This window comes from Pseudomonas sp. GM24 (assembly GCF_000282235.1).
Lineage (GTDB): Bacteria > Pseudomonadota > Gammaproteobacteria > Pseudomonadales > Pseudomonadaceae > Aquipseudomonas.
Genome location: NZ_AKJR01000271.1, coordinates 1 through 21,530 on the forward strand (window position 1 = coordinate 1; position 21,530 = coordinate 21,530).

Sequence of the window (21,530 nt, forward strand, 5' to 3'; positions counted from 1 at the left end):
GCCAACCCGAAGTACGACTCGGAATCCCTGCTGGCCAACGCCAGTGAGACGCTGAGTTCTGCCTCGGAAATGCTCAACAACTTCGCCGCCGCACTCGACCCCTCGCACCGCAAAACTGCGTTGGGCATTGCGCAGGTGGTGATGTTGGGGGAGTTGGCGGTGAATCAGGCGTTGGATAACGTTGAGGTGAAGGCGTAAAGCCTGTCCCGCCATGGGCAGATGAAATGCTCTTTCGCTGATAACAAAAAGCCGTCACTTCCAGGTGACGGCTTTCACTCGCAGATCTAGCCAAACTGACTAGCCGACTCAACCGCAGATTTCGGCTTCCTCAACCGCGTCAACTGGTAAGCAATCGCCAACCAGAAAAACCACCCCGGCATCACCATCAGCGCAATCCGCGTATCAGGCCGTAACGCCAGCAACCCCAGCACAAACCCCAAAAACGCCAACGAAAACCAAGCCATCGGCACGCCGCCGGGCATCTTGTAAGCCGATTTCGCATGCAGATCCGGGCGTTTTTTGCGGTAGGCGATGTAAGACGCGAGGATGGTCGACCAGGTGAAAATCACCAGAATCGCCGACACGGTGGAGACGATGGTGAACGCGGTCATGACTTCCGGCACGATGAACAGCACCAGCACGCCGACCAGCATCAACAGCGTGGTGAACGCCAGGCTCAGCAGCGGCACGCTGTTGCTCGACAGTCGGCGGAATAGGCCGGGGGCGTTGTCTTGGTTGGCCAGCCCGAACAGCATGCGGCTCGAGGAGAACACACCGCTGTTGGCCGAGGAGGCCGCGGAGGTCAGGACCACGAAGTTGACGATGCCGGCGGCTGCGGGAAATCCGGCGACGAGGAACAGTTCGACAAAAGGGCTCTTGACCGGGGAGACCTGTTGCCACGAGGTCACGGCAATAATGCAGGTCAGTGCCAGGACGTAGAACAGGATGATCCGCAACGGAATCGAGTTGATCGCTTTGGGCAGGGTTTTCTCTGGCGAGCGGGTTTCGGCGGCGGCGGTGCCGATCAGTTCGGTGCCGGCGAAGGAGAAGATCGCCATTTGAAATCCGGCGAAGAAGCCGAACAAGCCGTTGGGGAATGCCGCCTGTTTGTCCACCAGGTGACTCAGGGACGCGGTGACACCGCTGGGCGAGACGAACGAGCTGGCAATCAACACGGTGCTGACGCCGATCAGGGTCACGACGGCAATGATCTTGATGATCGCGAACCAGAATTCCACTTCACCGAACAACCTGACGGTCAGCACGTTGAGTGCGAACAGGGTTGCCAGCATGCCGACGGCGGGTATCCACGCCGGGACGTCGGGGAACCAGTACTGGAAGAATCCGCCGACCACGACGGCGTCGCCGATCACCGCCACGCTCCAGCTCAGCCAGTACGACCAGCCGAGGAAGAATGCCGCGCGCGGGCCGAGGTAGGCGCCGGCGAAGTCGGCGAAGGTTTTGAAGTTGAGGTTGGACAGGAGCATTTCGCCCATGGCGCGCATGACGAAAAACACGAACAGACCGATGATCATGTAGATGAGGATGATCGACGTGCCGGAGAGGGCGATGATCTTCCCGGAACCCATGAACAGGCCGGTACCGATGGCGCCGCCCATGGCCATTAACTGGATGTGACGATTGCTGAGCGTGCGCTGCAGCGCGGGCTGTTCAGGCAGCCCGGAAGGGGTCGATTTCATTGCAAAACCTCTTGATTTTATGTTTTTGAGTTTTGGCAGAAAGTAGGTGTCGAGCGTTCTTGTTAGAGGTGCAGCGGCTAATCACAAGGTCAATCGCCCCCCGTGGCTTGGGGGCGGTCATGACCGATCAACTGACGGTGCGCAGACGCGAGGTTTTGGCCGGTTGTGGATCGAGCAACTGGAAGAGGTTTTTGATGTTGGCCGGCGTCGGCACCAGGTGGATGCGCTGGCCGATTTGCTGTGCCTGCGCCAGGTCTTTCAGGTAGCGCAGAGAGGAAAAGTCTTCCAGGGCAAAACCCACCGAATCGAACACCGTGACCTGCGTGTCGTTCTCGCGCCCGGCCACTTCGCCCAGCACAATGCGGAAAAACTCGATCACCGGGGAATCGGCGTCCAGTTGCTGAATGTCGCCTTCAATGCGCGTTTGCGGCTCGAATTCGACGATGACCCGGGCGTTGCGCAGGATGTCGGCGTGCAGTTCGGTTTTACCCGGGCAGTCACCGCCGACCGCATTGATGTGCATGCCGGGCTCGATCATCTCCGGCGTCAGAATGGTTGCGTAGGCTTTGTCGGCGGTGACCGTGGTGACGATGTCCGCACCCTTGACCGCGTCCTTCACCGAGCTGGCCAGAATCACGTCGATGTCCGGGAACGCGGCGAGGTTGTGCTTCAACTTGAGTGAAGCGTCACGATCGATATCGAAGATACGGATTTCGTTGATGCCCAACATTTCGTGAAAGGCTAGCGCCTGAAATTCACTTTGCGCACCGTTACCGATCAGGGCCATCGAGGTCGCACCCGGGCGAGCCAGCGATTGCGCCACCAGCGCGGAGGTGGCTGCGGTGCGCACGGCGGTGGTCAAGGTCAGTTCGCTGAGCAGCGTCGGATAGCCACTCTGCACATCGGCCAGCAGACCGAAGGCCATGACCGTGAGCAAATTCTGCTGGCCGTTGTTCGGGTGGCCATTCACGTATTTGAACGAGTACTGCTGGCCGTCGTCGGTGGGCATCAACTCGATCACGCCGTCTGCCGAGTGGTTGGCCGTGCGCGGCGATTTATCAAACTGCGCCCAGCGAGCGTAATCCGCTTCGATGTAGCCGGCCATTTCGCGAATGGCGCGGCGGATACCGACTTGGGTGAACAGGCGTGCAGCATCATCGACATCAATAAAAAGCGTCATGGTCTTATTCTCCGATTCAGATATTGAAAGGCTGTAGAGCGCGGGCTGGCTCAGCTGCGTTTGCTCTCGAAACCGTGCAGCACGTTGACGGCGTTGATGCCGATTTCATCGACCATGTAGCCGCCCTCCATGACGAACAGGGTCGGGCAGCCGACGCTGGCGATCAGTTCACCGATGCCGATGAAGTCCTCGCTCTCCAGCAGGAAGTGGCTGATGGGATCGTCCTTGAACGTGTCGACACCGAGGGAAATCACCAGAACTTCAGGCGCGAACTGCTGGAGCTTTTTGCAGGCGTGGAGCAGGGCGTTGCGATAGCTCTCCCACGTGGTGTTTTTCGGCAGGGGATAGTTGAGGTTGTAACCCTCGCCGACACCCGCGCCGACTTCGTGGCTGTAGCCCGAGAAGTACGGATAGGACACCGCCGGTTCGCCGTGCAACGAGACGAACATGACGTCGCTGCGCTGGTAAAAAATGTTCTGCGTGCCGTTGCCGTGATGGAAGTCGACGTCGAGCACCGCGACACGTTTGGCGCCCTGGGTGATGGCTTGTTGTGCGGCAATGGCGGCGTTGTTGAGGTAGCAATAACCGCCCATGTATTCGCGTGCGGCGTGATGGCCGGGCGGGCGGCACAGGGCGAAGGCACTGTCGTGGCCTTCGTCGAGCAGGGCCAGGCCAGTGAGGGCGATGTCGGCGCTGGTTTTCACCGCTTGCCAGGTCGTCGCGGTGATCGGCGAACCGGCATCCATCGCATAGAAACCGAGTTTGCCGTCGATGAACGTCGGCACCTCTTCGCCGGCCAGATCGCGCACCGGCCAGACCAGCGGCAAGGCGTCGTGAGTGCGACCGGTTGCGCTCCATTCGGCCCAGGCAGTTTCGAGAAAACTGACATAGCGCTCACTGTGCGCGTTGACGTAGCACGAGCGATCAAACGCGCGCGGCTCGACGATCTGCCCGAGGCCGACTTGCTTGACGCGGTTGTGCACGGTGTCGGCGCGACTTGGTTGTTCGAACGACGGTTTGAGCACGCCGTCTTTCAATTCGGTGCCGTGGTGCAAACGGTGGGAATCACTGAAAACTGTAAACATTCTGCGCATCCGTTATTGTTAGCCAGTGCAAATATTCTGTTCCGGCTGGGCTGCGCTTTCTTTGCTTTGTGTTCGTGATTAAGTCGATTATTCGGGAGTTTTTACTCAGGAATGGCGTCATGCAGAAAAAAATATCCAAACGCATCAGCCTCGACGAGACCGACCTGGCGATTCTTGAGTTATTGCAGGAAGACGCGAGTATTTCCAACGCTGAACTCAGTGAGCGGCTGTCGCTGAGCCTTACGCCGTGCTGGCGGCGGCGCAAGCGCATGGAGGAGGCGGGAGTCATCAAGGGCTATCAGGCCAATCTGGATCGGCGAATGCTCGGGCTGGATATCATGGCGTTTGTGCACATTCGTTTTTCCACCCACGCCGACCACGCGCCGGACGCTTTCGAGGCGGTGATTGCGCAATTGCCGCAGGTGGTGGCCTGTCACAAGATCACCGGCGATGCCGATTATGTGTTGCAGGTGTTGGCGGAGGATCTTGATCACTACAGTGACTTTATTGAGCAGGTGCTCAGGCGTCAGGTGGGGATTGCGTCGATCCAGTCCAGCCTGGCGTTGCGTGAGGTCAAGTCCGGTAGCCGTATCGCTATTCCCAAGCCGGGAAAGGACTGAGTCGGCAGGCATTTAATCAGCCTTTTCAACTGCGGTTTACCCGATAGCGATGTGCCACAAATCGTGATGGCAATGCGTCATCACGCCGCTCAAAAAGTTCAACGATTGTACAAAAATATAAAGTTGTACAAGTTTTCGCAAAATTACTAGCATCCCTCCAGACACCTTTGCTGAAACGATAAATCCAGCGTGCAGACGCCCTGTCTGCGACGTGATGGTTTTGTCTGCCGATGCTCGCGTCGGGTTTCTTTTCGACGCTTCAACCGCATCCGCATTTTGCATTCCCGGGACAGCTGGAGCGTCCCGTATTACGCCTTGGATGACGACCCCCGAATGTCTGGACGGTGACTGTGGTCACCGGAGATCAATTTTTTGTGCCTGGCGTTTCGCGTCAGGGCGTTTGAGGCTGAATATGGCAGTTGCATCGAATTTCCTCGGAGATATCAAAGTTTCCCGCAAGCTGGGCACCGGCTTTGGCATTCTTTTGCTGGCTGTTTTGGCGGTGGCCTTCATTGGCTATAACAGCAACAGCGTGCTGGTTGATCGCTTGAGTACGACGCGTCTGATCGGCACGTTGAATGACGCGACGCAAGATATGCGGCTGTCCGAGAAACAGTACGAAGCCGCCGCTGACGCAGCGTTCGCCGATTCCTATAACGCTCAGTTGAATGTCTTGCAGGGGCTTGTCAGCAAGGCCCTGGAAACGTTGACCCGCGCTGAAAACCAGCAAGCCTTGAAGGCCTTGCAAACCACGATTGTCGCCTACGACCAGAAGGTCAAACGGCTGATCGCTGCCGATAAGTCGACCACCGATGCTCTGAAACCGCTGACTGCACTGTCGGACAAGTACGCGCAAACTTTTGCCGGCATGCTTGAGGCCACCACCACCAGTGCGCTGGCGTCTGCCGATGGCGAACGTGTTCGGGATCTGCGCACGGTGGCCGACTTGCGCAATGGCATGACCACGTTTCGCCTGATGTTGCGTCGTTACATTGCGGTGCCCAACGACGCGAACAAAAACCTGCTGATGGAAACCATCGATACCTTTTTGAGTGATATCACCAAGGCGCGTAGCAACTTGCCGGCGACCCTGTCGAGCCAACTGGAAGAAGCGCACGCCGGGATGCGTCGTTATCGCGAAGTATTGGTGGAAGTGGCCGGGCTGTTTGAGCAGAAGCAGAACATGCGCGAGCAGGTCGACCAGGAAAGCAAGGCGATGGACAAGATCATGAATGGCCTGATGGACACCCAGCAGCGCCTGGCGCGTGAAGATCAGCACTCAGCCTTTATTCAGATCGCCGTGTTGACCGTGTTGGCGCTGGTGATCGGGCTGATTGCTTCGGTGGTCATCTCGCGCCAGATCACTGCGCCGCTGGCGCTGACGGTTGAACTGGCTCGACGGATCGCCAAGGGCGACCTCACGGTACAGGCCAAATCAAACCGCAAAGACGAGTTGGGCGATCTGCAAAATGCAATGCAGGACATGGCGCAGAACCTGAACACGCTGGTGCAAGGTATCGGCAATGGCGTCACGCAGATTTCCACTTCTGCGGAAAAACTCTCGGCCATGAGCGAGCAGACCAGCGCGGGCGTGCGTCAGCAAAAAAGCGAAGTGGATCAAGTCGCCACGGCGATGCACGAAATGGCTTCGACGGTGCAGGAAGTTGCGCGTAACACGACCGATGCGTCCGCCGCCGCGACCTTGGCCGATCAACAGGCGCGCCACGGCAGTACGGTGGTGAAGCAGGCGACTTTGCAGATCAGTGAACTCGCTGCGGCCATTGAAGCGTTGGGCGGCGCGATGAACGTGCTGTCCCAGGACAGTGAGCAGATCGGCAAAGTAATCGATGTCATCAAAGCCGTCGCCGAGCAGACCAATTTGCTCGCATTGAACGCCGCTATCGAAGCCGCGCGAGCGGGAGAGCAGGGGCGTGGGTTCGCCGTGGTCGCAGACGAAGTGCGCTCGCTGGCGCAGCGCACGCAGGACTCGACCAAGGAAATCGAAGCGCTGATCATCACCCTGCAACAAGGCGCGCAAGCGGCGTCGACACTGATGGCCTCCAGCCGCGAGCGCACCCTCGATACGGTGGTGTTGGCGCAGAAGGCCGAGCTGGCCATTACCGAGATCAATCAGTCCATCGGTACGATCCAGGAGATGAGCCTGCAGATCTCGGCCGCTGCCGAGCAGCAAAGTGCCGTGGCCGACGAAATCAATCGCAGCATCGTCAGCGTACGGGATGTGGCTGACCAGTCGGCTGTTGCCAGTGAAGAGAGTGCGGCTGCGACGGTTGAGTTGGCGTCACTGGGGCAGGACTTGCAGCGAATGACTGCGCACTTCCGCACTTGATTTTTGGAACGATGAACCTGCGGCGATTTCGAATATTCAAGCGTCGCAGGGCTACCGATGGGGCGTGGTGAGCAGGTGACTCGGTTCAACAGCAGTTTTTTACCTATAGCCAAGCAAGGTTATAACCCGATATCAGGGGGTGTCATGACCGACTTTCCAGAATCATTCGCGTCTCGCGGAGGCTGCCAGGGCTGTCAGGACAAAGGCGTGCCGGACATGGATTTCGCCTTCGCTTTTCAGCCCATTGTGGATGTGCGTGATCAAACGATTTTTGCCCATGAGGCCTTGGTTCGCGGCGTGAAGGGTGAGGGCGCCTTGTCAGTTCTGGAGCAGGTCGACGATCAAAACCGTTATCGATTTGATCAACTGTGTCGAGTGCGGGCGATTTCCACGGCGGCTGAGTTAGGGATGACGCAGTACTTGTCGATCAACTTTTTGCCGAATGCCGTTTACCGTCCACAAATGTGCATTCGCAGCACGCTGGAATCGGCGCGTGCTCACGGCTTCCCACTGGAGCGCCTGATCTTCGAGGCGGTGGAGGGCGAGCACGTTGAAAGCAATAAGCACTTGATGAATATCTTGCGTGAGTATCGTGAGTTTGGGTTCAAGACGGCGATCGACGACTTTGGCGCAGGCTATTCCGGCCTTAACTTGTTGGCGGATTTTCAGCCGGATTTGATCAAGCTGGATATGGCGCTGATCCGCGATATTCACCGTGACCGGGTTCGCCAGACCATCGTGCGTAATGTGGTGAACATGTGCAGAGAGTTGGACGTGGAGGTGATCGCCGAGGGCATAGAAGTTGCCGATGAAAGAGACTTTCTCGCCGATTGCGGCATTTACCTGATGCAGGGGTACTGGTTCGCCAGGCCTGCCTTCAAATCATTGGCGCAGATCCCGACAAGTGCGTGGCTGAAGCGATGATCGCTTTCAGCTCGCGCTGATCCGCTCGATAACCTGGCTCAGCGCCGGACGTTTGTTGAGCCTTTGGCGTTGGTAATCCCCTGTCGATGAGCAAAGTTTCATCTTGCCGGGTTCGGCGCAGGCCTAGGATGTTGGCACAAGATCGTCGCTTTTCATCCCGAGGGGAATCGTGCCATGCGCCTTAATGTCGTCAAAGTGCTGTTGATTACTGCAGCGGTATCGGTGTTGAGTGCCTGTTCGGGCGCGGGTGGCCTGACCACCACCAGTTGTTTCTCCAGCGACTGTCAGTCGCCGGAGGGGCGCAACGCCAATACGTTGAAGTTTGGCGGCAACAGTATTGGCAGCAGTCTCAATCAGTACAGCTCCGGCATGTTGCATGACGATTAAGGATTACTGCGCGGCAGGTACGGCAATCCACTCGCTAAGGGTCTGCTGATACTTGCCGGTGACTTTGCTCAAGTGCAGCCACTGATCGACGTACAGTTTCCAGCTGATGTCATCGCGCGGCAGCAGATAAGCCTTCTCGCCATATTGCATGTACTGATGCGGATTCACCGCGCACAAGCCCGGTTTGAGTTTCTGCTGATACAGCGCTTCCGAGGCGTCGGTGATCATCACGTCGGCCTTGTTGTCGAGCAGTTGCTGGAAGATCGTCACGTTGTCGTGCAGGGCCAGTTGCGCCTTGGGCAGGAAGGCGTGGACGAAGGCTTCGTTGGTGCCGCCGGCGGGTTCGACCAGACGCACAGCGGGCTGGTTGATCTGTTCGACGGTCTGGTACTTGCTGACATCGGCGCAACGCACCAGCGGGATCTTGCCGTCGGTGTCGAGGGTATTGCTGAAGTAGGCTTTTTTCTGCCGTTCGAGTGTCACAGAGATGCCGCCCATGGCGATGTCGCACTTGCCGGCCTGCATGTCCGGCATCAGGGTTTTCCAGGTGGTTTGCACCCATTGCACTTTGACCCCGAGGCTGTCGGCCAGCGAACGGGCCATGGCGATGTCGATGCCTTCGAAATCGCCGTCGGGGCGTTTGAAGGTGTAGGGCTTGTAGTCGCCGGTGGTGCACACGCGCAACTGGCCCTGTTGCTGGATGCTGTCGAGGTGCGAAAGGGTTTGCTCGGCATGGGCGCCGGCGGCCAGGGTCAGCAGGCCGCAGAGGATCATCGTGCTTTTTAGTGTTGTCATTGCGATCGGGGCTTCTGATAAGGACGGTGGCCCAGTGTAGTGAAAGGCTTTCCCGGGTGTCATCCTGCTTCCGGGCTTAACGTGCCGAGCCACGCCACCAGTGCCACGATCAACAATGCGATTGCCAGTTCAACTACCACGCTGCGCCTTAGCGCATTGGCCGCGATGGCATGCTGCCCATCGCGCAACGATTGTTGCAGTGACGGGCCAAGATGAAAGCGATTCAGCGCCGCCAACACCAGCATCCCGGCAAACAGCAGAACTTTGATCGCCAACAGCATCCCGTACGTGCCGAGCAACACGTCCTCCAGCTTCGGGCCGACGATAAACAGGTAATTCACCACGCCAGTGAGCGACAGCGTCAGCACGATCACCGCACCGATCCACTCAAAGCGCCGAACCGCAAACGCCAGCGAACGAATGCGAGCTTCATCGAGCGGCCCCCGCGCCATCAACACTAGCGCCAGCATCGCACCCAGCCACGCACCCGCTGCGAGCAGGTGCAGAATGTCGCTGAGAAAATGCCAGAACCGCAGTGCTCCGTCGTCCATCGCCCCGTGTCCGCTCCAGGCCAAAGAGGCGAGGGCGACAGCGCCGGCAATCGATGCGAGCCATAAACCCGGTCTGATCAACAGCACAATCAGGGCAATCATCCGCAGCGCCCACGCCAGCCCGACGTCGGTTTCCAGCAGCATCATTTGCAGATGCGGCCACAGCGCCGCGAGCGCCGTTTCGCCGCTCATGGCGCGGGTCATCAGCACCAGTCCCGCCATCGACAACAGCGCCCCGATCAACGCCATCCCGCGCAGCATCGGCCGCAACCGCAGCAGCGCATCAGTGCTGTACAGCGCAAACAACGCCAGCCCGAACAACAGCAGCAAATCCACATACAACGTAAACCGCAGGACGATGTTGATCAGCTCAGCCATCGCTTACTTCACTTTGAACGTGACGTTGCCGGTGATCGGGTGCGTGTCGGAAGACACCGCGCGCCATTGGACTTGGTAGGTGCCGGCGGGCAGCGGCGCGAGCGGGGTGATCAGCATGCTTTTCGGGTCGCTGCCGGCGCTGACTTTGGCTTTCATCGGCATCGGTGAGTGGGCCATGCCGGGCATCTCGGTCATGACCAGTTTGGCGCCGGAGAATTGGGTCAGCAGGTTCTCGGAAAAGTGCAGTTCGATCTTGCCGGGCGCGGCGCCGTCGGCACCTTCGGCGGGCGTCGACGACAGCAGTTTCGGGTGGGCTTGAGCGAGGCTGCTGAGGAGCAAGCCGCTGGCGAGTACAAGGGTGATTTTCAAGGTGCGCATGCAAGACCTCTGGGTTGTTTTCTATTGGAATTCAGAACCACATCCGCACGCCAAGCACGAGCCGCGCTTCGCTGCGATCCTCGCCTTCGTCGCGGGCGTAATCGGCGCTGTTGCCGTAGGTGCGGTTCCACGTCACGCCGATGTAAGGCGCAAATTCGCGGCGGATTTCATAGCGCAAACGCAGGCCGACTTCGCTGTTGGATAGCCCGGAACCGATGCCCCGTTGCGCATCGTTTTTGCCGTAGACGTTGAGTTCGGCGGTGGGCTGCAGGATCAGGCGATTGGTCAGCAGGATGTCGTAGTCACCCTCGAACCGTAGCGCGCTCTGGCCGCCTTCGCCGATGAACGCAGTGGCCTCGGCTTCGAAGTTGTATAGCGCCATGCCCTGCACACCGAACGCGGCCCAGGTCTGCGGCGCGCCGGGTTTGAAATCTTGACGCACGCCGCTGACCACATCCCACCACGGCGAAATCGCGTGGCCCCAAAGCGCCTGAATCTCGGCGTCTTCGGTCTTGCCGTTGCTGCGTTCACCTTCGGAGCGCAGCCACAGACGGTCGATGTCACCACCGATCCAGCCGGACAGATCCCAGGCCAACGCGCTGCCGTCATCGGCGTCCTGCCATTCGAGTTTGTCGGCGAGGAAATACGTGTTGATCGCGCTGTCGTGGACTTGATGGCCGCCGGGGCTGGTGAACACGGCGGCGCGGTCGGCGTCGGTCAGTGGCGGTATCGGCGTGCGACTTTCGGTCGGGGCGGCGGGCTGCATCATGCCGTCGTCCATACTCTGCATCCCGGCATGATCCATGCCGGACATCTGGCTGTGGTCCATGCCCGGCATGTCGTTGGCGGCTATCGCCGAGCTGCCGATCAGCAATAAAGAAAACGCTGTGAATCGAGTCATCATCGGCCCCTTCATTCTTCTACCCGCACTTCGCGGAACATGCCCGTTTCCATGTGGTACAGCAGGTGGCAGTGATAGGCCCAGCGACCGAGTGCGTCGGCGGTCACGCGGTAGGAGCGGCGGGTGCCGGGCGGCATGTCGATGGTGTGTTTGCGCACTTGGAAGTCGCCGTTTTCGTCTTCTAGATCACTCCACATGCCATGCAGGTGAATCGGGTGGGTCATCATCGTGTCGTTGACCAGCACCAGACGGATGCGCTCACCGTACTTCAGCCGCAAGGGTTCGGCGTCGGAGAATTTGATGCCGTTGAACGACCAGGCGAATTTCTCCATATGGCCGGTCAGGTGCAACTCGACCGTGCGGCTCGGATCGCGGCCATCCGGGTCTGCGAAGGTGCTGCGCAGGTCGGCGTAGGTGAGCACGCGACGGCCGTTGTTGCGCAGGCCGAGGCCGGGGTCGTTGAGTTTCGGCGCGGTGGTCATGGCTTGCATGTCGACCAGCGGGTTGTCTGTTTCGCTGTCGGGATGGGATTGCATCGGACCCATCGCCGAGTGATCCATGGCGCTCATGTCCATCGAGCCGTGATCCATGCCACCCATACCCATGTCGTCCATGCTCACCAGCGGGCGCGGATCCAGAACCGGTACGGGCGCCGATAGCCCGGCGCGAGTGGCGAGGGTGCCACGGGCAAAACCGGTTCGGTCCATGGCCTGGGCAAACAGGGTGTACGCCTCGGCGTCCGGCTCGATGATGACGTCGTAAGTCTCGGCCACGGCGATGCGCAATTCATCGACGCTGACCGGTTTGACGTGCAGGCCGTCCGCCGCGACCACGGTCATTTTCAGCCCGGGAATACGTATGTCGAAGTAGGTCATCGCCGAGCCGTTGATCAGGCGCAGGCGCAGTTTTTCGCCGGGGCGGAACAACCCGGTCCAGTTGTTATCCGGCGCGTGGCCATTCATCAGGAAGGTGTAGGTGGCGCCACTGACGTCGGCAATGTCAGTGGGGTTCATCTTCATCTGCGCCCACATCTTGCGATCGGCGACGGTGGCGGCCCAGCCTTTTTCGCTGACGTCATCGATGAAATCGCCAACGGTGCGTTTGTCGAAGTTGTAGTAGTCGGACTGTTTTTTCAGGGTCTTCATCAGGCTGGCCGGGTCTTCGTCGCTCCAGTCACTGAGCATCACCACAAACTCGCGGTCGTAGTGGAATGGCTCAGGGTCTTTGGCGTCGATCACCAGCGGGCCGTAGACGCCGGCCTGTTCCTGTAGCCCGGAATGACTGTGATACCAGTAGGTGCCGTTCTGCCGCACCTTGAATTGATAGACGTACACGCCACCCGGTTCGATGCCGTGAAAGCTCAGGCCCGGTACGCCGTCCATGTTCGCCGGCAGCAGAATGCCGTGCCAGTGAATCGAGGTGCTGGCGCTGAGCCGGTTGCGCACCCGCAGCGTCACCGTGTCACCCTCGCGCCAACGCAGCAGGGGGCCGGGCAAGCTGCCGTTGATGGTCATCGCCGTGCGTGGGTTGCCGGTGAAGTTGACCGGGGTTTCGCCGATGAACAGCTCGAAGTCGCTGCCGCTCAGTTCATCCAATTGACCGGGCGCATTCAGCGCCCATACCGGCGTGCGCCACAGGCCGAGGCCGCCGAGCAGGCTGCCGGCGGCGAGGCCTTTGACAAAGGTGCGTCGTGATGGGTTGGAAGGCATGCGCTGGAAATCCCCGTTTGACTCATGACGGGGAGGCTAACCAGTGCCGGCTTTCAGTTGGCTGAGGCGGGGATTACAGATTTGTCAGCTTCAGTTTCAGCGAGATGATCGGCCAGATCCCGCGCCTGTTGTGACGCCGCGAGCCGCGACTCACGATCAATGTCTTCGCCGAGAATGGTCTTCTCGACGCGCAACTCATGCACATCGCTGATGCCGATAAAGTCGAGCCATGCCGCGACGTAGGGTTTCTGAAAGTCGAAGCGTTCGGCGGGTGTGGCCGACTGCGCCGAGAAATCCATCCCGCACGCATAGGCGCCCACGGCGATTTTGTTTTTCAGCAGACCTTGCAGGCCATGCTGCGGATCGAAGCTGAAGAGGATGTCTTTCTGCGACACCAGGTCGATGAAGTGCTTGAGTTTGTAGGGAATGCTGAAATTCCACAGCGGTACTGACAGCACAATCAGGTCGGCACGATGCAGGTGCGCGGCGAGGTGCTTGAGTTCGTCCCACGCCGATTGCTGGGCGGGTGTCAGCGGCGTACCGCTGAGGCCGGCGTACTTGGCGTTCATCGCGTCCTCGCCGAACTCCGGCAGCGGCGTGCCCCATAGATCAAGGGTTTCGACGAGGGTCTGTGGATGATGTTGCCGATAGCGATCGATAAAACTGCGCGCCACTTGCAGTGACGCGGAGCGTGTTTTGCGCGGTGAACATTCGATGTGCAGAAGGGTGGTCACGTGAAGCCTCGGCAGTCGGGGGAGAGAGTGCGAGGCATTGCAACATAGCGCGCTTCAAACTATAAATCGTTAATAAATCGACCATTGATCACGTATCTCACTATGTTTGACGCCTTGCTGCTCAAGACCTTTGTCACCGTTGTCGATGAGGACGGCTTCAGTCGTGCTGCTGAAAAACTGCATCTGACGCAGTCGGCGGTCAGCGGTCATCTGCGCCGACTCGAAGAGCAAGTCGGCAAACCGCTGCTCAAGCGCACTACCCGTTCTCAGCAACTCACCGCCGACGGCGAGCGTTTGATCGCCTATGCGCGGACGATTCTGGCGCTGAACCGCGATGCCTGGGCGCAGCTCACGCGCACGCCGTTTCAGGGGCGGGTGCGGATTGGCGTGTCCGAGGATTTTGTCGAGGCGCGGTTGTTGCGCGCGTTGCAGGATTGCGCGGCGCAGCATCCGGGTATGCAGATCGATGTGCAGGTGAACATTCCGGGAACGTTGCTGGGCCAGATGCAGCGGGGCGATCTGGAGATGGTCATCGGTTCGCTCTGTGAAACCGGCGCGTCGGGGCGTTTACTCTGGCAGGAACCGCTGGTGTGGGCGTGGGCCACCCAGCCTGTCACACACTTACCGGCGCCTTTGCCGCTGGCGCTGTTTCCCGAGCCTTGTCCCTATCGCGAGGCGGCGCTGACGCGGTTGGCTCAGGCGGGCATTTCCCAGCGCACCGCGATGCTGTGTTCGAGCACCGCCGGGTTGCGCGCGGCGGCGCTGTCCGGATTTGCCGTGGCGCCGATGCCGGCGAGTCAGGTGGGGCAGGGGTTGACCGCGCTGGGCGCGGAACAGGGCTTGCCGGATTTGCCGGATGCGCAGTTCCGCTTGTTTGTCGCGCCTCACGCTGATCCGCAGATGATCGATGCGGTGTCGCAGGTGATCGTCGAATTTTGCTCCGCGCGGCGGCAGTGACGCGGTTTACAGGCCGAGACCTTCCTGCACCGCCAGCAACAGATTGTTTTCGGTCAGAGCGATGGCATCCAGCTGCTGGCCTGTTTCAATCGACTGCATCCACCAATGGCTTTCACCGTGCTCATCCACGGTACGTAGCAGATAAGTGTCTGTGGCTGACGGGTTGATCTGCACTCGCCCGGCGCCATCCTCGGTAAACCGCGCAATGGGATCGAATGTCAGGGTTTGATGATTGGCTTCGATCACCAGTTGGTCGATGGCGTAATCGTGGGATTCACCATCGGGTGACGTTTCGCAAACGTGGGTCGGATTGCGCCGAATCTTCAACCCGACCTCGGTGACCGGTTGCAGCCACGCCTCAATGCGGTGGTACAAGTCATACACCTGCGCCGGCCAGCAATCGATCTCCAGCGCGGCATCAGCATGAGTGTGCCGGGTTTGCTTGAGTTTGGCGGCGAGTTCGTCTGCTTTACTCATTTCGGATCCCTTGGTTTGATGTCTGCCTGTTAATCGTAGACCTTTCAACGGCGTACGGCGTTGCCTTGCGTCATGCGCTTGCAACACAAGCGTGTCGAAATCAGCGCTGGCCAAGTCGGTCAGGATCGAAAACCATGGACGCAGGCGTCCCAAAGGAGTGGGTACATGAAAAAGCTGTTTACAATTTTGGCAGTGATTGCGCTGACGGCCGGTAGCATCGGTTTGAGTTCGGCGCGGCAATCGCAGTCGAGCAAGGCCCAGACGGAATCGGTCGCGGGGGTATTCGATTACTACCTGCTGGCGTTGTCCTGGTCGCCGACCTTTTGTCTGACCCACAAAGATGACTCGCAGTGCACGGGCAAGGGCTACGGCTTTGTGTTGCACGGCTTGTGGCCACAATACGCCAAGGGTGGCTGGCCGGAATCCTGCCCGCCGCTGACCACGCTGAACGCGGCGCAAACCAGCCAGGGCCTGACGCTGTTCCCGACCAAAAAACTGCTCGACCACGAATGGTCCAAACACGGCACCTGCAGCGGCCTCGGCGCGATGGGCTATCTGGACGAAGCGGACAAAGCCGTGGCAGCGGTGAAAATCCCCGATGAGCTGCAACCGTTCAGCTCCTCGTATTACTTCGAGGCGCAGGAAATTGCCGACCTGTTCCGCAAGGCCAACCCGGGGATTCCAGCGGATGGCATCGCCGTCATTTGCAGCGGCCCGGAACTGTCGGAAGTACGCGTGTGCATGAGCAAAGATCTGCAGTTCGGCGCGTGTGGCAAGGGCGTGAAAACCCAGTGCCGCGCGGGGGATATTCGGGTGCCGCCGTCGCGCTAACCTGAGCGGTTTCCACGTATCAAAAAGGCGCCCGATCGGGCGCCTTTTTTGGTCTGGAGGTTTGAAGTACCCGGCGAACTCCCGCATGCTTGCACCCCCGAAAGGATGACCACGTTACATTGCAAGGAGCTGTTCATGAGCGGAAAACCCGCCGCCCGCGTCACCGATCCAACCGCCGGTCCATTGCCGGGACATGGCACCAATCCCATAGCCAGTGGCTCCCCGAATGTGAATTTCGACGGCTTGGCGGCTGCGCGAATGACTGACAAATCCGCCTGCGGCAGCCCGATTACCGGTGCTGTCCCGTCTATATCGTCGGCCATAGCCTCGGCGGCTGGAATGGTGCGCACCTGTCCAAAATAATGTCGGATTGGGGTTACAAGGTTCAGATGCTGATCACTCTGGATCCTGTGGGTGAAGGGGCTTTGGTGTGGCTGGGCTCAGACATTTATCGCGAACGTCCCGCGCCAGTTTCGGTTGATTGGATCAATATCTAGGCAACACCTTCCAAGAGAGACCCATCAGACGGGGTCGCGGACTTCGGGGAAAAATGGATTATCTCCTGCGGACCGTCAATTAACGTAAATGTCGACACGAATCACGCTAACGCACTGGGATTGCTAAACGCCCCAATCGCTGATGGTAAATCTGCAAGTGACTTGCTGTTTGATTCAATCATGAAGGAGTTTTCGTGATGTACAGGTTTTTCCTTTGTGTGGTTCTGGCTGTCTGTTCGGGATGTGCAAAGGACCATTTACAGCCTCCGGCAAATTTAAGTTATGTGTCCGTAGATAGGTCGAGTTCCCTTTTATATGTCATCAAATATCAATCCGATGTGGATGTTTTGAACCTGTTTGGCCGAGGCGAAAGGCAAGGGATGGCTTCGGGGACATTGAGGTGCGCGTTAGCGGATGACCACGATTTTTCTGTTGGTAAAGCTATTCAGTTTTCTGCGGTGGGGCTGGTAGATTCTGATATACGCGAAAACGGCAACTCCAAATTCTCCTTTTCGACCAGTACATTCATCACTGAAACATCCAGCGACCGAAGTACGGAGAGAGATCTGTCAGCGGCAGAACTGAACCAACTCCTCGCCAACAAACAACAAATCCCCTGCAAAGTCGTCGTCACCGCCTACGGCTACAAACCCTACTACTCAAACACCATGAACATTCCCGTCGCGGATCTGCTGCGGGAAATCAACAAACCCCAATGATAAAAACGGGGGGGATTTCAGGCGAATCCCCCCGCATCCACCCCCAACTCCCCACGCAAAAACTCCACCAAACCACGTTGCAACCCGGTCAAAACCCCATCACGACTGACCAACGCCAATTCCGTCGGCGCCAGTTCCGGCAAATCCGTACACACCTGATGCTCAGGCAACACCGCCGACACTGGCAGCACCGACACCCCCAACCCCGAGGCCACTGCCGCTTGAATCCCGGTCAGGCTGTGACTGCCGAACGCGACCCGCCAGGGGCGCTGGGCAACATCGAGCAAACGAATGGCGCGCTGCCGATACAGGCAGCCTTGCGGAAACAACGCCAACGACAACACGCCAGTGGACGAGTCAAATTCCGCACCTTTGACCCACACCAGCCGCTCCGGCCAGGTTGCCCATGCCGGGCCGCTGTCGGGTTCACGTTTGATCAGGGCGATGTCGATGTCGCCGGCATCCAGACGCTGGCGCAGGTCGAGGCTCATGCCGCTGATCGTTTCCAGCCGTGCTTGCGGATGGCTGCGGGTGAAGCCGGCGAGAATCAGCGCCATGCGCCGCGCGTCGAAGTCTTCCGGCATGCCGATCCGCAGGATTTCCAGATCGAGGTCGCTGGCCAATGCTTCGGTGGCTTCAGCGGACAGCGCCAGTAATCGGCGCGCGTAATGGATCAGTAATTCGCCGTGTTCGGTGACGGCGACATTCAGCCCGGTACGGTCGCGCAGCAACAGGGCGTGGCCGACCAGCTCTTCGAGTTTGCGCACCTGCTGACTGACTGTCGACTGAGTGCGGTGCACGCGCTCGGCGGCGCGGGTGAAGCTGCCTTCGTCAACCACGCAGACAAAGGTTTTCAGCAATTCCAGGTCCAGCATGGCGGCGCTCTCGATAGTGGGTATTCAACTGACGATTGGCTATTTATTTAATTTCACACTATCACTGGGCGCTCATAAGCTGAAGTCCTCACCACGGAGGACTCGACCAATGACACTCATCCACACCCCGCGCCCGCAATGGCTGACCTTCGATTGCTACGGCACTTTGATCCAATGGGACGAAGGCCTCAAAGCTGTGGTCGGCGAAATTCTCAGCGAGAAGGGCGAACATCAGGTCGACGCCGGGCACCTGATTGAAGTCTATGATCGCCATGAACATCGCCTCGAACAAACCCCGCCGCACCGATCGTTCCGCGAACTCAGCACCCTCGGCCTGCAATTGGCCCTGGAAGAATTGGGGCTGCCCAGCCTGCCTGAAGACAGCCAGCGTCTGGCCGCCGCCATCCCGAAAATGCCGCCGTTTGCCGAGGTGATCGAAACCCTTGCGCAGCTCAAGGCGATGGGCTTCAAACTGTGCATCGTCTCCAACACCGACGACGACATCATTGCCGGTAACGTCGCGCAGCTCGGCGGCCACATCGACCGGGTGATCACCGCGCAACAGGCTGGCGCCTACAAGCCGGCGCCGCGCCTGTTCGACTACGCTCATGAGCAGTTGGGCGTCAGCCGCGCAGAGGTGGTGCACATCTGCGCCAGCCCGATGCTCGACCATACGGCCGCGCGGGACATGGGCTTTCGCTGTGTATGGATCGATCGTGGCACTGGTCGCCAGATGCTGGCGGACTATCGCCCCGACGCGATCCTCAACCGCCTCGATCAAGTGTTGCCGCTGTTCAAATCCCTCGGTTGGTAACGGAGAATCGTCATGGCTCACACCCTGACTGCCAGTGCGCGGGCCGCACGCCCGACAGCGCTGAACCTCGACACAGAAGCCATCATCACCGCGCGCACTGAGCTGGCGGCGTGCTTTCAACTGGCCGCGTTGCATGGCCTGGAGGAGGGCATCTGCAATCACTTTTCGGCGATGGTGCCGGGGCACGACGATCTGTTTCTGGTCAACCCCTACGGCTATGCGTTTGCCGAAGTGACCGCGCAGAATCTGCTGGTCTGCGACTTCGACGGCAATGTGGTTGAAGGCGAAGGCCTGCCGGAAGCCACGGCGTTTTACATTCATGCGCGTCTGCACAAGCAACTGCCGCGAGTGAAAGTCGCCTTCCACACCCACATGCCTCACGCCACGGCGTTGTGTTTATTACAAGGGCCGCCACTGTTATGGCTGGGGCAGACCGCGCTGAAGTTCTACGGGCGCACGGCGGTCGACGAGGACTACAACGGCCTGGCGCTGGACGCGTCCGAAGGCGACCGTATCGCCGGGGTCATGGGCGACGCCGACATTCTGTTCCTGAAAAATCACGGCGTGATCGTTGCCGCGCCGACCATCGCCGAAGCCTGGGACGACCTCTATTACCTGGAACGCGCCGCGCAGGTGCAACTGCTGGCGATGGCCACGCAACGGCAATTGAAGCCGGTGCCCCACGCCATTGCGCAACGGGCCTATGAGCAAATGCGCGAGGGCGATCCGCAAAGCGCGCGGGCCCACCTGCACAGTGCGATGCGGCGCCTGGCCCTTCACAACTGACTAACCCTAAAGGAGCGATCGAAAATAAATCGGCGAACAGCGATCATCCAAACTGGTTGTGCGCCGATATACCTGAGCGGGACCGGGGCGTTTGCCCCGTAGATTCCGGTGGGCTACGCTCACAAACATAAGGGTTTTGCCGCTGGCGCCCTTGTCGTACCTGCCCAGGACTTGCTTTTGCCTATCCCTATTCACGATCCGCATCAGGCCCCCGGAGGCACCCTTAAACGCCTGCCGCTGCGCAAAGCGGCGGTGTTGTTTATCGTTGCGGTGGGGTTGTGCCTGTCCGGTTTGCTGTACCTGCAACTGGAGCAGTCGCGTCGTCAGGATCTGGCCGTGGCGAAAATGGCCTCGAGCAACCTGACCCGGGCGATGGCGCAGCAGGCCGAAGACACATTCCTGGCCGCCGATCTGGTGATGACCAGCCTGGTCGACTGGATTCAGGATGACGGTTACGGCGCCGCGCAGAAGCCGCGTTTGCAGAAAACCTTCGCCCGGCGCGTGCAGCAACTCGATCAGCTGCACGGCATTTTTCTCTTCGACACGCAGGGCCAGTGGGTGATTACTTCATTCGCTGATCTGCCCCGTGGCAATGGCGTGGCCGATCGCGAGTATTTCAAGTTCCACCAGCAGAACGCCTCGACGCTGGCGCACATCGGCCCGGCGATTCGCAGCCGTGAGAACGGCGAGTGGATCATCCCGATTTCCAAACGCGTCAATGATCACGCGGGCAATTTTCAGGGGGTGTTGCTGGCCGGGATCAAGATGTCGTATTTCGACCGCTTTTTCGAAAGCTTCAGCCTCGATGATCAAGGCATCATGTTTCTCGGCTTGAGTGACGGCACCTTGCTCGCCCGTCGGCCGTTCGATGAAAACCTGATCGGCACGTCGCTGGCGCAAGGGCGGATTTATCGCACGTTACTGCCTGAGGCGGCGGCCGGCACGGCGATGATCAACTCGGTGGTCGATGGCGTGGTGCGTTTGTATGGTTATCGACGCTTGTCGGCGTATCCGCTGGTGGTGTCGGCGGCGACCTCGCGCGACACGATTCTCGAGGGTTGGTACGCACGGGCCTTCCAGTCGAGTGTGATTGTCGCCTTGGTGATTCTTGGCGTCGGCCTGTTTGGCTGGGTGTTCATTCATCAGGTGCGCGATGGTGAACGGATCGAAAAAAACCTGCGCAAAGCCCAGCGTACGCTGGAGCAGATCGCCACTCACGACAGCCTGACCGGGTTGGCCAATCGACGTTTGTTCGAGCGCTCTCTGGAAGTCGAATTCGCCCGTGGCGCTCGGCAGGTCAGCCCGGTCAGCCTGATCATGCTCGATATCGATTTCTTCAAGCGCTACAACGACGCCTATGGTCATGTCGCCGGGGATCATTGTCTGACTCAGGTCGCCCAAGTGCTGCAGACGTGCTGCCAGCGCAAGTCGGATCTGGCGGTGCGCTACGGTGGCGAGGAGTTTGCGGTGCTGTTGCCGGACACCGACATCAACGGCGCACTGGCGATTGCCGGGCAGATCCGGCGCAGCGTGATCGACAAACACATCATCCACAGCGGCTCGCCAACCGGGTATTTGACGGTGAGTCTGGGCTGTTATTCGTTTATTCCGAGCGGCAATGACAGCTTGGAAGTGTTTATCCAGCGTGCCGATGCGGCGTTGTATCAGGCGAAAAATGCCGGGCGCAATCGTGCGGCGGTGTTGTCACTGGACAGCGGCCTGGCCGAATTGATGCGCTCCGATCGCTGACCCAGAGCCTGGCACAAACCCTATGGGTGAGAGGGGATTGTGTGATTGTCGCAGGAACTTGTGGGAGCTGGCTTGCCAGCGATAACGGTCGGTCAGTCAAGGAAGATGTTGACTGTGCTGACGCTATCGCTGGCAA

General features: G+C 59.3%; 22 protein-coding genes and 2 pseudogenes. 13 read left to right on the forward strand and 11 right to left on the reverse strand.

Going from position 1 to position 21,530, the window contains the following annotated elements; genetic code table 11:
- Positions 1-198: DUF6124 family protein (locus PMI23_RS26090; protein ID WP_007950219.1), on the forward strand; the 198-nt coding region annotated here is incomplete at its 5' end.
- 86 nt (positions 199-284) lie between these two features.
- Here the strand turns inward: PMI23_RS26090 and PMI23_RS26095 are convergent.
- From PMI23_RS26095 to PMI23_RS26105, 3 genes are all read right to left on the reverse strand, one after another.
- A complete protein-coding gene (locus PMI23_RS26095) occupies positions 285-1,700 on the reverse strand; it encodes an amino acid permease (RefSeq protein ID WP_007915522.1) in 1,416 nt (471 codons plus the stop codon).
- 127 nt (positions 1,701-1,827) lie between these two features.
- Positions 1,828-2,880: an ornithine cyclodeaminase gene (locus PMI23_RS26100; protein ID WP_007915524.1), complete on the reverse strand. Its 1,053-nt coding sequence runs from the start codon at positions 2,878-2,880 to the stop codon at positions 1,828-1,830.
- Between the two features lie 50 nt (positions 2,881-2,930).
- Positions 2,931-3,965 (reverse strand): histone deacetylase family protein, encoded by a 1,035-nt coding sequence (locus PMI23_RS26105; protein WP_007915526.1) that lies wholly within the window; start codon positions 3,963-3,965, stop codon positions 2,931-2,933.
- 119 nt (positions 3,966-4,084) lie between these two features.
- Here PMI23_RS26105 and PMI23_RS26110 point away from each other — a divergent pair, with 119 nt between their 5' ends.
- From PMI23_RS26110 to PMI23_RS26125, 5 genes and pseudogenes are all read left to right on the forward strand, one after another.
- On the forward strand, positions 4,085-4,585 hold the full coding sequence (locus PMI23_RS26110) for an Lrp/AsnC family transcriptional regulator (RefSeq protein WP_007915532.1): 501 nt from the start codon (positions 4,085-4,087) through the stop codon (positions 4,583-4,585).
- A gap of 412 nt (positions 4,586-4,997) precedes the next feature.
- A pseudogene (locus PMI23_RS30415) lies at positions 4,998-6,074 on the forward strand (methyl-accepting chemotaxis protein); the annotation flags it as partial.
- Between the two features lie 78 nt (positions 6,075-6,152).
- On the forward strand, positions 6,153-6,932 hold the full coding sequence (locus PMI23_RS30420) for a methyl-accepting chemotaxis protein (RefSeq protein WP_371857974.1): 780 nt from the start codon (positions 6,153-6,155) through the stop codon (positions 6,930-6,932).
- A 144-nt stretch (positions 6,933-7,076) separates the two neighbouring features.
- The gene (gene rimA / locus PMI23_RS26120) at positions 7,077-7,856 is read left to right on the forward strand and encodes a S6 modification regulatory phosphodiesterase RimA (RefSeq protein WP_007915534.1); all 780 of its coding nucleotides are present in this window, start codon (positions 7,077-7,079) and stop codon (positions 7,854-7,856) included.
- Between the two features lie 174 nt (positions 7,857-8,030).
- Positions 8,031-8,243, forward strand: coding sequence for a hypothetical protein (locus PMI23_RS26125; protein WP_007915535.1), 213 nt, complete (start codon positions 8,031-8,033; stop codon positions 8,241-8,243).
- 3 nt (positions 8,244-8,246) lie between these two features.
- Here PMI23_RS26125 and PMI23_RS26130 read toward each other — a convergent pair whose 3' ends face one another.
- From PMI23_RS26130 to PMI23_RS26155, 6 genes are read right to left on the reverse strand one after another with little or no spacing between them, the layout of a single operon-like run.
- Complete coding sequence (locus tag PMI23_RS26130) at positions 8,247-9,038, reverse strand: transporter substrate-binding domain-containing protein (protein ID WP_177321074.1); 792 nt, start codon at positions 9,036-9,038, stop codon at positions 8,247-8,249.
- 59 nt (positions 9,039-9,097) lie between these two features.
- Complete coding sequence (gene copD / locus PMI23_RS26135; RefSeq protein WP_007915537.1) at positions 9,098-9,967, reverse strand: copper homeostasis membrane protein CopD; 870 nt, start codon at positions 9,965-9,967, stop codon at positions 9,098-9,100.
- Positions 9,968-9,970: 3 nt separating this feature from the next.
- Positions 9,971-10,345, reverse strand: a complete 375-nt coding sequence (gene copC / locus PMI23_RS26140) for a copper homeostasis periplasmic binding protein CopC (RefSeq protein ID WP_007915538.1) — start codon at positions 10,343-10,345, stop codon at positions 9,971-9,973.
- 31 nt (positions 10,346-10,376) lie between these two features.
- A complete protein-coding gene (locus tag PMI23_RS26145) occupies positions 10,377-11,246 on the reverse strand; it encodes a copper resistance protein B (protein WP_007950220.1) in 870 nt (289 codons plus the stop codon).
- Positions 11,247-11,257: 11 nt separating this feature from the next.
- A complete protein-coding gene (locus PMI23_RS26150) occupies positions 11,258-12,955 on the reverse strand; it encodes a copper resistance system multicopper oxidase (RefSeq protein WP_007915542.1) in 1,698 nt (565 codons plus the stop codon).
- Between the two features lie 53 nt (positions 12,956-13,008).
- Positions 13,009-13,689, reverse strand: coding sequence for an FMN-dependent NADH-azoreductase (locus tag PMI23_RS26155; RefSeq protein WP_007915550.1), 681 nt, complete (start codon positions 13,687-13,689; stop codon positions 13,009-13,011).
- A 102-nt stretch (positions 13,690-13,791) separates the two neighbouring features.
- Here PMI23_RS26155 and PMI23_RS26160 point away from each other — a divergent pair, with 102 nt between their 5' ends.
- Positions 13,792-14,646, forward strand: coding sequence for a LysR family transcriptional regulator (locus PMI23_RS26160; RefSeq protein ID WP_007915551.1), 855 nt, complete (start codon positions 13,792-13,794; stop codon positions 14,644-14,646).
- A 6-nt stretch (positions 14,647-14,652) separates the two neighbouring features.
- Here PMI23_RS26160 and PMI23_RS26165 read toward each other — a convergent pair whose 3' ends face one another.
- Positions 14,653-15,123 carry a hypothetical protein gene (locus PMI23_RS26165; RefSeq protein ID WP_007915553.1) on the reverse strand — a complete coding sequence of 157 codons (471 nt, stop codon included), beginning with the start codon at positions 15,121-15,123 and terminating at the stop codon, positions 14,653-14,655.
- 165 nt (positions 15,124-15,288) lie between these two features.
- Between PMI23_RS26165 and PMI23_RS26170 the strand changes: the two genes are divergently transcribed.
- From PMI23_RS26170 to PMI23_RS26175, 3 genes and pseudogenes are all read left to right on the forward strand, one after another.
- Positions 15,289-15,954 carry a ribonuclease T2 gene (locus PMI23_RS26170; RefSeq protein ID WP_007915556.1) on the forward strand — a complete coding sequence of 222 codons (666 nt, stop codon included), beginning with the start codon at positions 15,289-15,291 and terminating at the stop codon, positions 15,952-15,954.
- Positions 15,955-16,089: 135 nt separating this feature from the next.
- Positions 16,090-16,263 (forward strand): annotated as a pseudogene (locus PMI23_RS29570) (PAAR domain-containing protein); the annotation flags it as partial.
- A 385-nt stretch (positions 16,264-16,648) separates the two neighbouring features.
- A complete protein-coding gene (locus PMI23_RS26175) occupies positions 16,649-17,170 on the forward strand; it encodes a hypothetical protein (protein ID WP_007915560.1) in 522 nt (173 codons plus the stop codon).
- Between the two features lie 17 nt (positions 17,171-17,187).
- Here PMI23_RS26175 and PMI23_RS26180 read toward each other — a convergent pair whose 3' ends face one another.
- Positions 17,188-18,045, reverse strand: coding sequence for a LysR substrate-binding domain-containing protein (locus PMI23_RS26180; protein ID WP_007915561.1), 858 nt, complete (start codon positions 18,043-18,045; stop codon positions 17,188-17,190).
- Between the two features lie 109 nt (positions 18,046-18,154).
- Between PMI23_RS26180 and PMI23_RS26185 the strand changes: the two genes are divergently transcribed.
- From PMI23_RS26185 to PMI23_RS26195, 3 genes are all read left to right on the forward strand, one after another.
- Complete coding sequence (locus tag PMI23_RS26185; protein ID WP_007915562.1) at positions 18,155-18,859, forward strand: haloacid dehalogenase type II; 705 nt, start codon at positions 18,155-18,157, stop codon at positions 18,857-18,859.
- A gap of 12 nt (positions 18,860-18,871) precedes the next feature.
- Positions 18,872-19,645 (forward strand): aldolase, encoded by a 774-nt coding sequence (locus PMI23_RS26190; RefSeq protein ID WP_007915564.1) that lies wholly within the window; start codon positions 18,872-18,874, stop codon positions 19,643-19,645.
- A gap of 177 nt (positions 19,646-19,822) precedes the next feature.
- A complete protein-coding gene (locus tag PMI23_RS26195; RefSeq protein ID WP_007915565.1) occupies positions 19,823-21,394 on the forward strand; it encodes a sensor domain-containing diguanylate cyclase in 1,572 nt (523 codons plus the stop codon).
- Positions 21,395-21,530: the final 136 nt, after the last annotated feature.

Excerpts from the sequence above, each read along its gene's own strand:
- PMI23_RS26125 (WP_007915535.1), top strand. The coding sequence starts at position 8,031 with ATGCGCCTTAATGTCGTCAAAGTGCTGTTGATTACTGCAGCGGTATCG.
- PMI23_RS26160 (WP_007915551.1), top strand. The coding sequence starts at position 13,792 with ATGTTTGACGCCTTGCTGCTCAAGACCTTTGTCACCGTTGTCGATGAG.
- PMI23_RS26180 (WP_007915561.1), bottom strand. The coding sequence starts at position 18,045 with ATGCTGGACCTGGAATTGCTGAAAACCTTTGTCTGCGTGGTTGACGAA.
- PMI23_RS26170 (WP_007915556.1), top strand. The coding sequence starts at position 15,289 with ATGAAAAAGCTGTTTACAATTTTGGCAGTGATTGCGCTGACGGCCGGT.
- PMI23_RS30420 (WP_371857974.1), top strand. The coding sequence starts at position 6,153 with ATGAGCGAGCAGACCAGCGCGGGCGTGCGTCAGCAAAAAAGCGAAGTG.
- PMI23_RS26150 (WP_007915542.1), bottom strand. The coding sequence starts at position 12,955 with ATGCCTTCCAACCCATCACGACGCACCTTTGTCAAAGGCCTCGCCGCC.
- copC (WP_007915538.1), bottom strand. The coding sequence starts at position 10,345 with ATGCGCACCTTGAAAATCACCCTTGTACTCGCCAGCGGCTTGCTCCTC.
- copD (WP_007915537.1), bottom strand. The coding sequence starts at position 9,967 with ATGGCTGAGCTGATCAACATCGTCCTGCGGTTTACGTTGTATGTGGAT.
- PMI23_RS26105 (WP_007915526.1), bottom strand. The coding sequence starts at position 3,965 with ATGTTTACAGTTTTCAGTGATTCCCACCGTTTGCACCACGGCACCGAA.
- PMI23_RS26130 (WP_177321074.1), bottom strand. The coding sequence starts at position 9,038 with ATGACAACACTAAAAAGCACGATGATCCTCTGCGGCCTGCTGACCCTG.
- PMI23_RS26145 (WP_007950220.1), bottom strand. The coding sequence starts at position 11,246 with ATGACTCGATTCACAGCGTTTTCTTTATTGCTGATCGGCAGCTCGGCG.
- PMI23_RS26190 (WP_007915564.1), top strand. The coding sequence starts at position 18,872 with ATGGCTCACACCCTGACTGCCAGTGCGCGGGCCGCACGCCCGACAGCG.
- PMI23_RS26100 (WP_007915524.1), bottom strand. The coding sequence starts at position 2,880 with ATGACGCTTTTTATTGATGTCGATGATGCTGCACGCCTGTTCACCCAA.
- PMI23_RS26165 (WP_007915553.1), bottom strand. The coding sequence starts at position 15,123 with ATGAGTAAAGCAGACGAACTCGCCGCCAAACTCAAGCAAACCCGGCAC.
- PMI23_RS26175 (WP_007915560.1), top strand. The coding sequence starts at position 16,649 with ATGTACAGGTTTTTCCTTTGTGTGGTTCTGGCTGTCTGTTCGGGATGT.
- rimA (WP_007915534.1), top strand. The coding sequence starts at position 7,077 with ATGACCGACTTTCCAGAATCATTCGCGTCTCGCGGAGGCTGCCAGGGC.
- PMI23_RS26095 (WP_007915522.1), bottom strand. The coding sequence starts at position 1,700 with ATGAAATCGACCCCTTCCGGGCTGCCTGAACAGCCCGCGCTGCAGCGC.
- PMI23_RS26185 (WP_007915562.1), top strand. The coding sequence starts at position 18,155 with ATGACACTCATCCACACCCCGCGCCCGCAATGGCTGACCTTCGATTGC.
- PMI23_RS26110 (WP_007915532.1), top strand. The coding sequence starts at position 4,085 with ATGCAGAAAAAAATATCCAAACGCATCAGCCTCGACGAGACCGACCTG.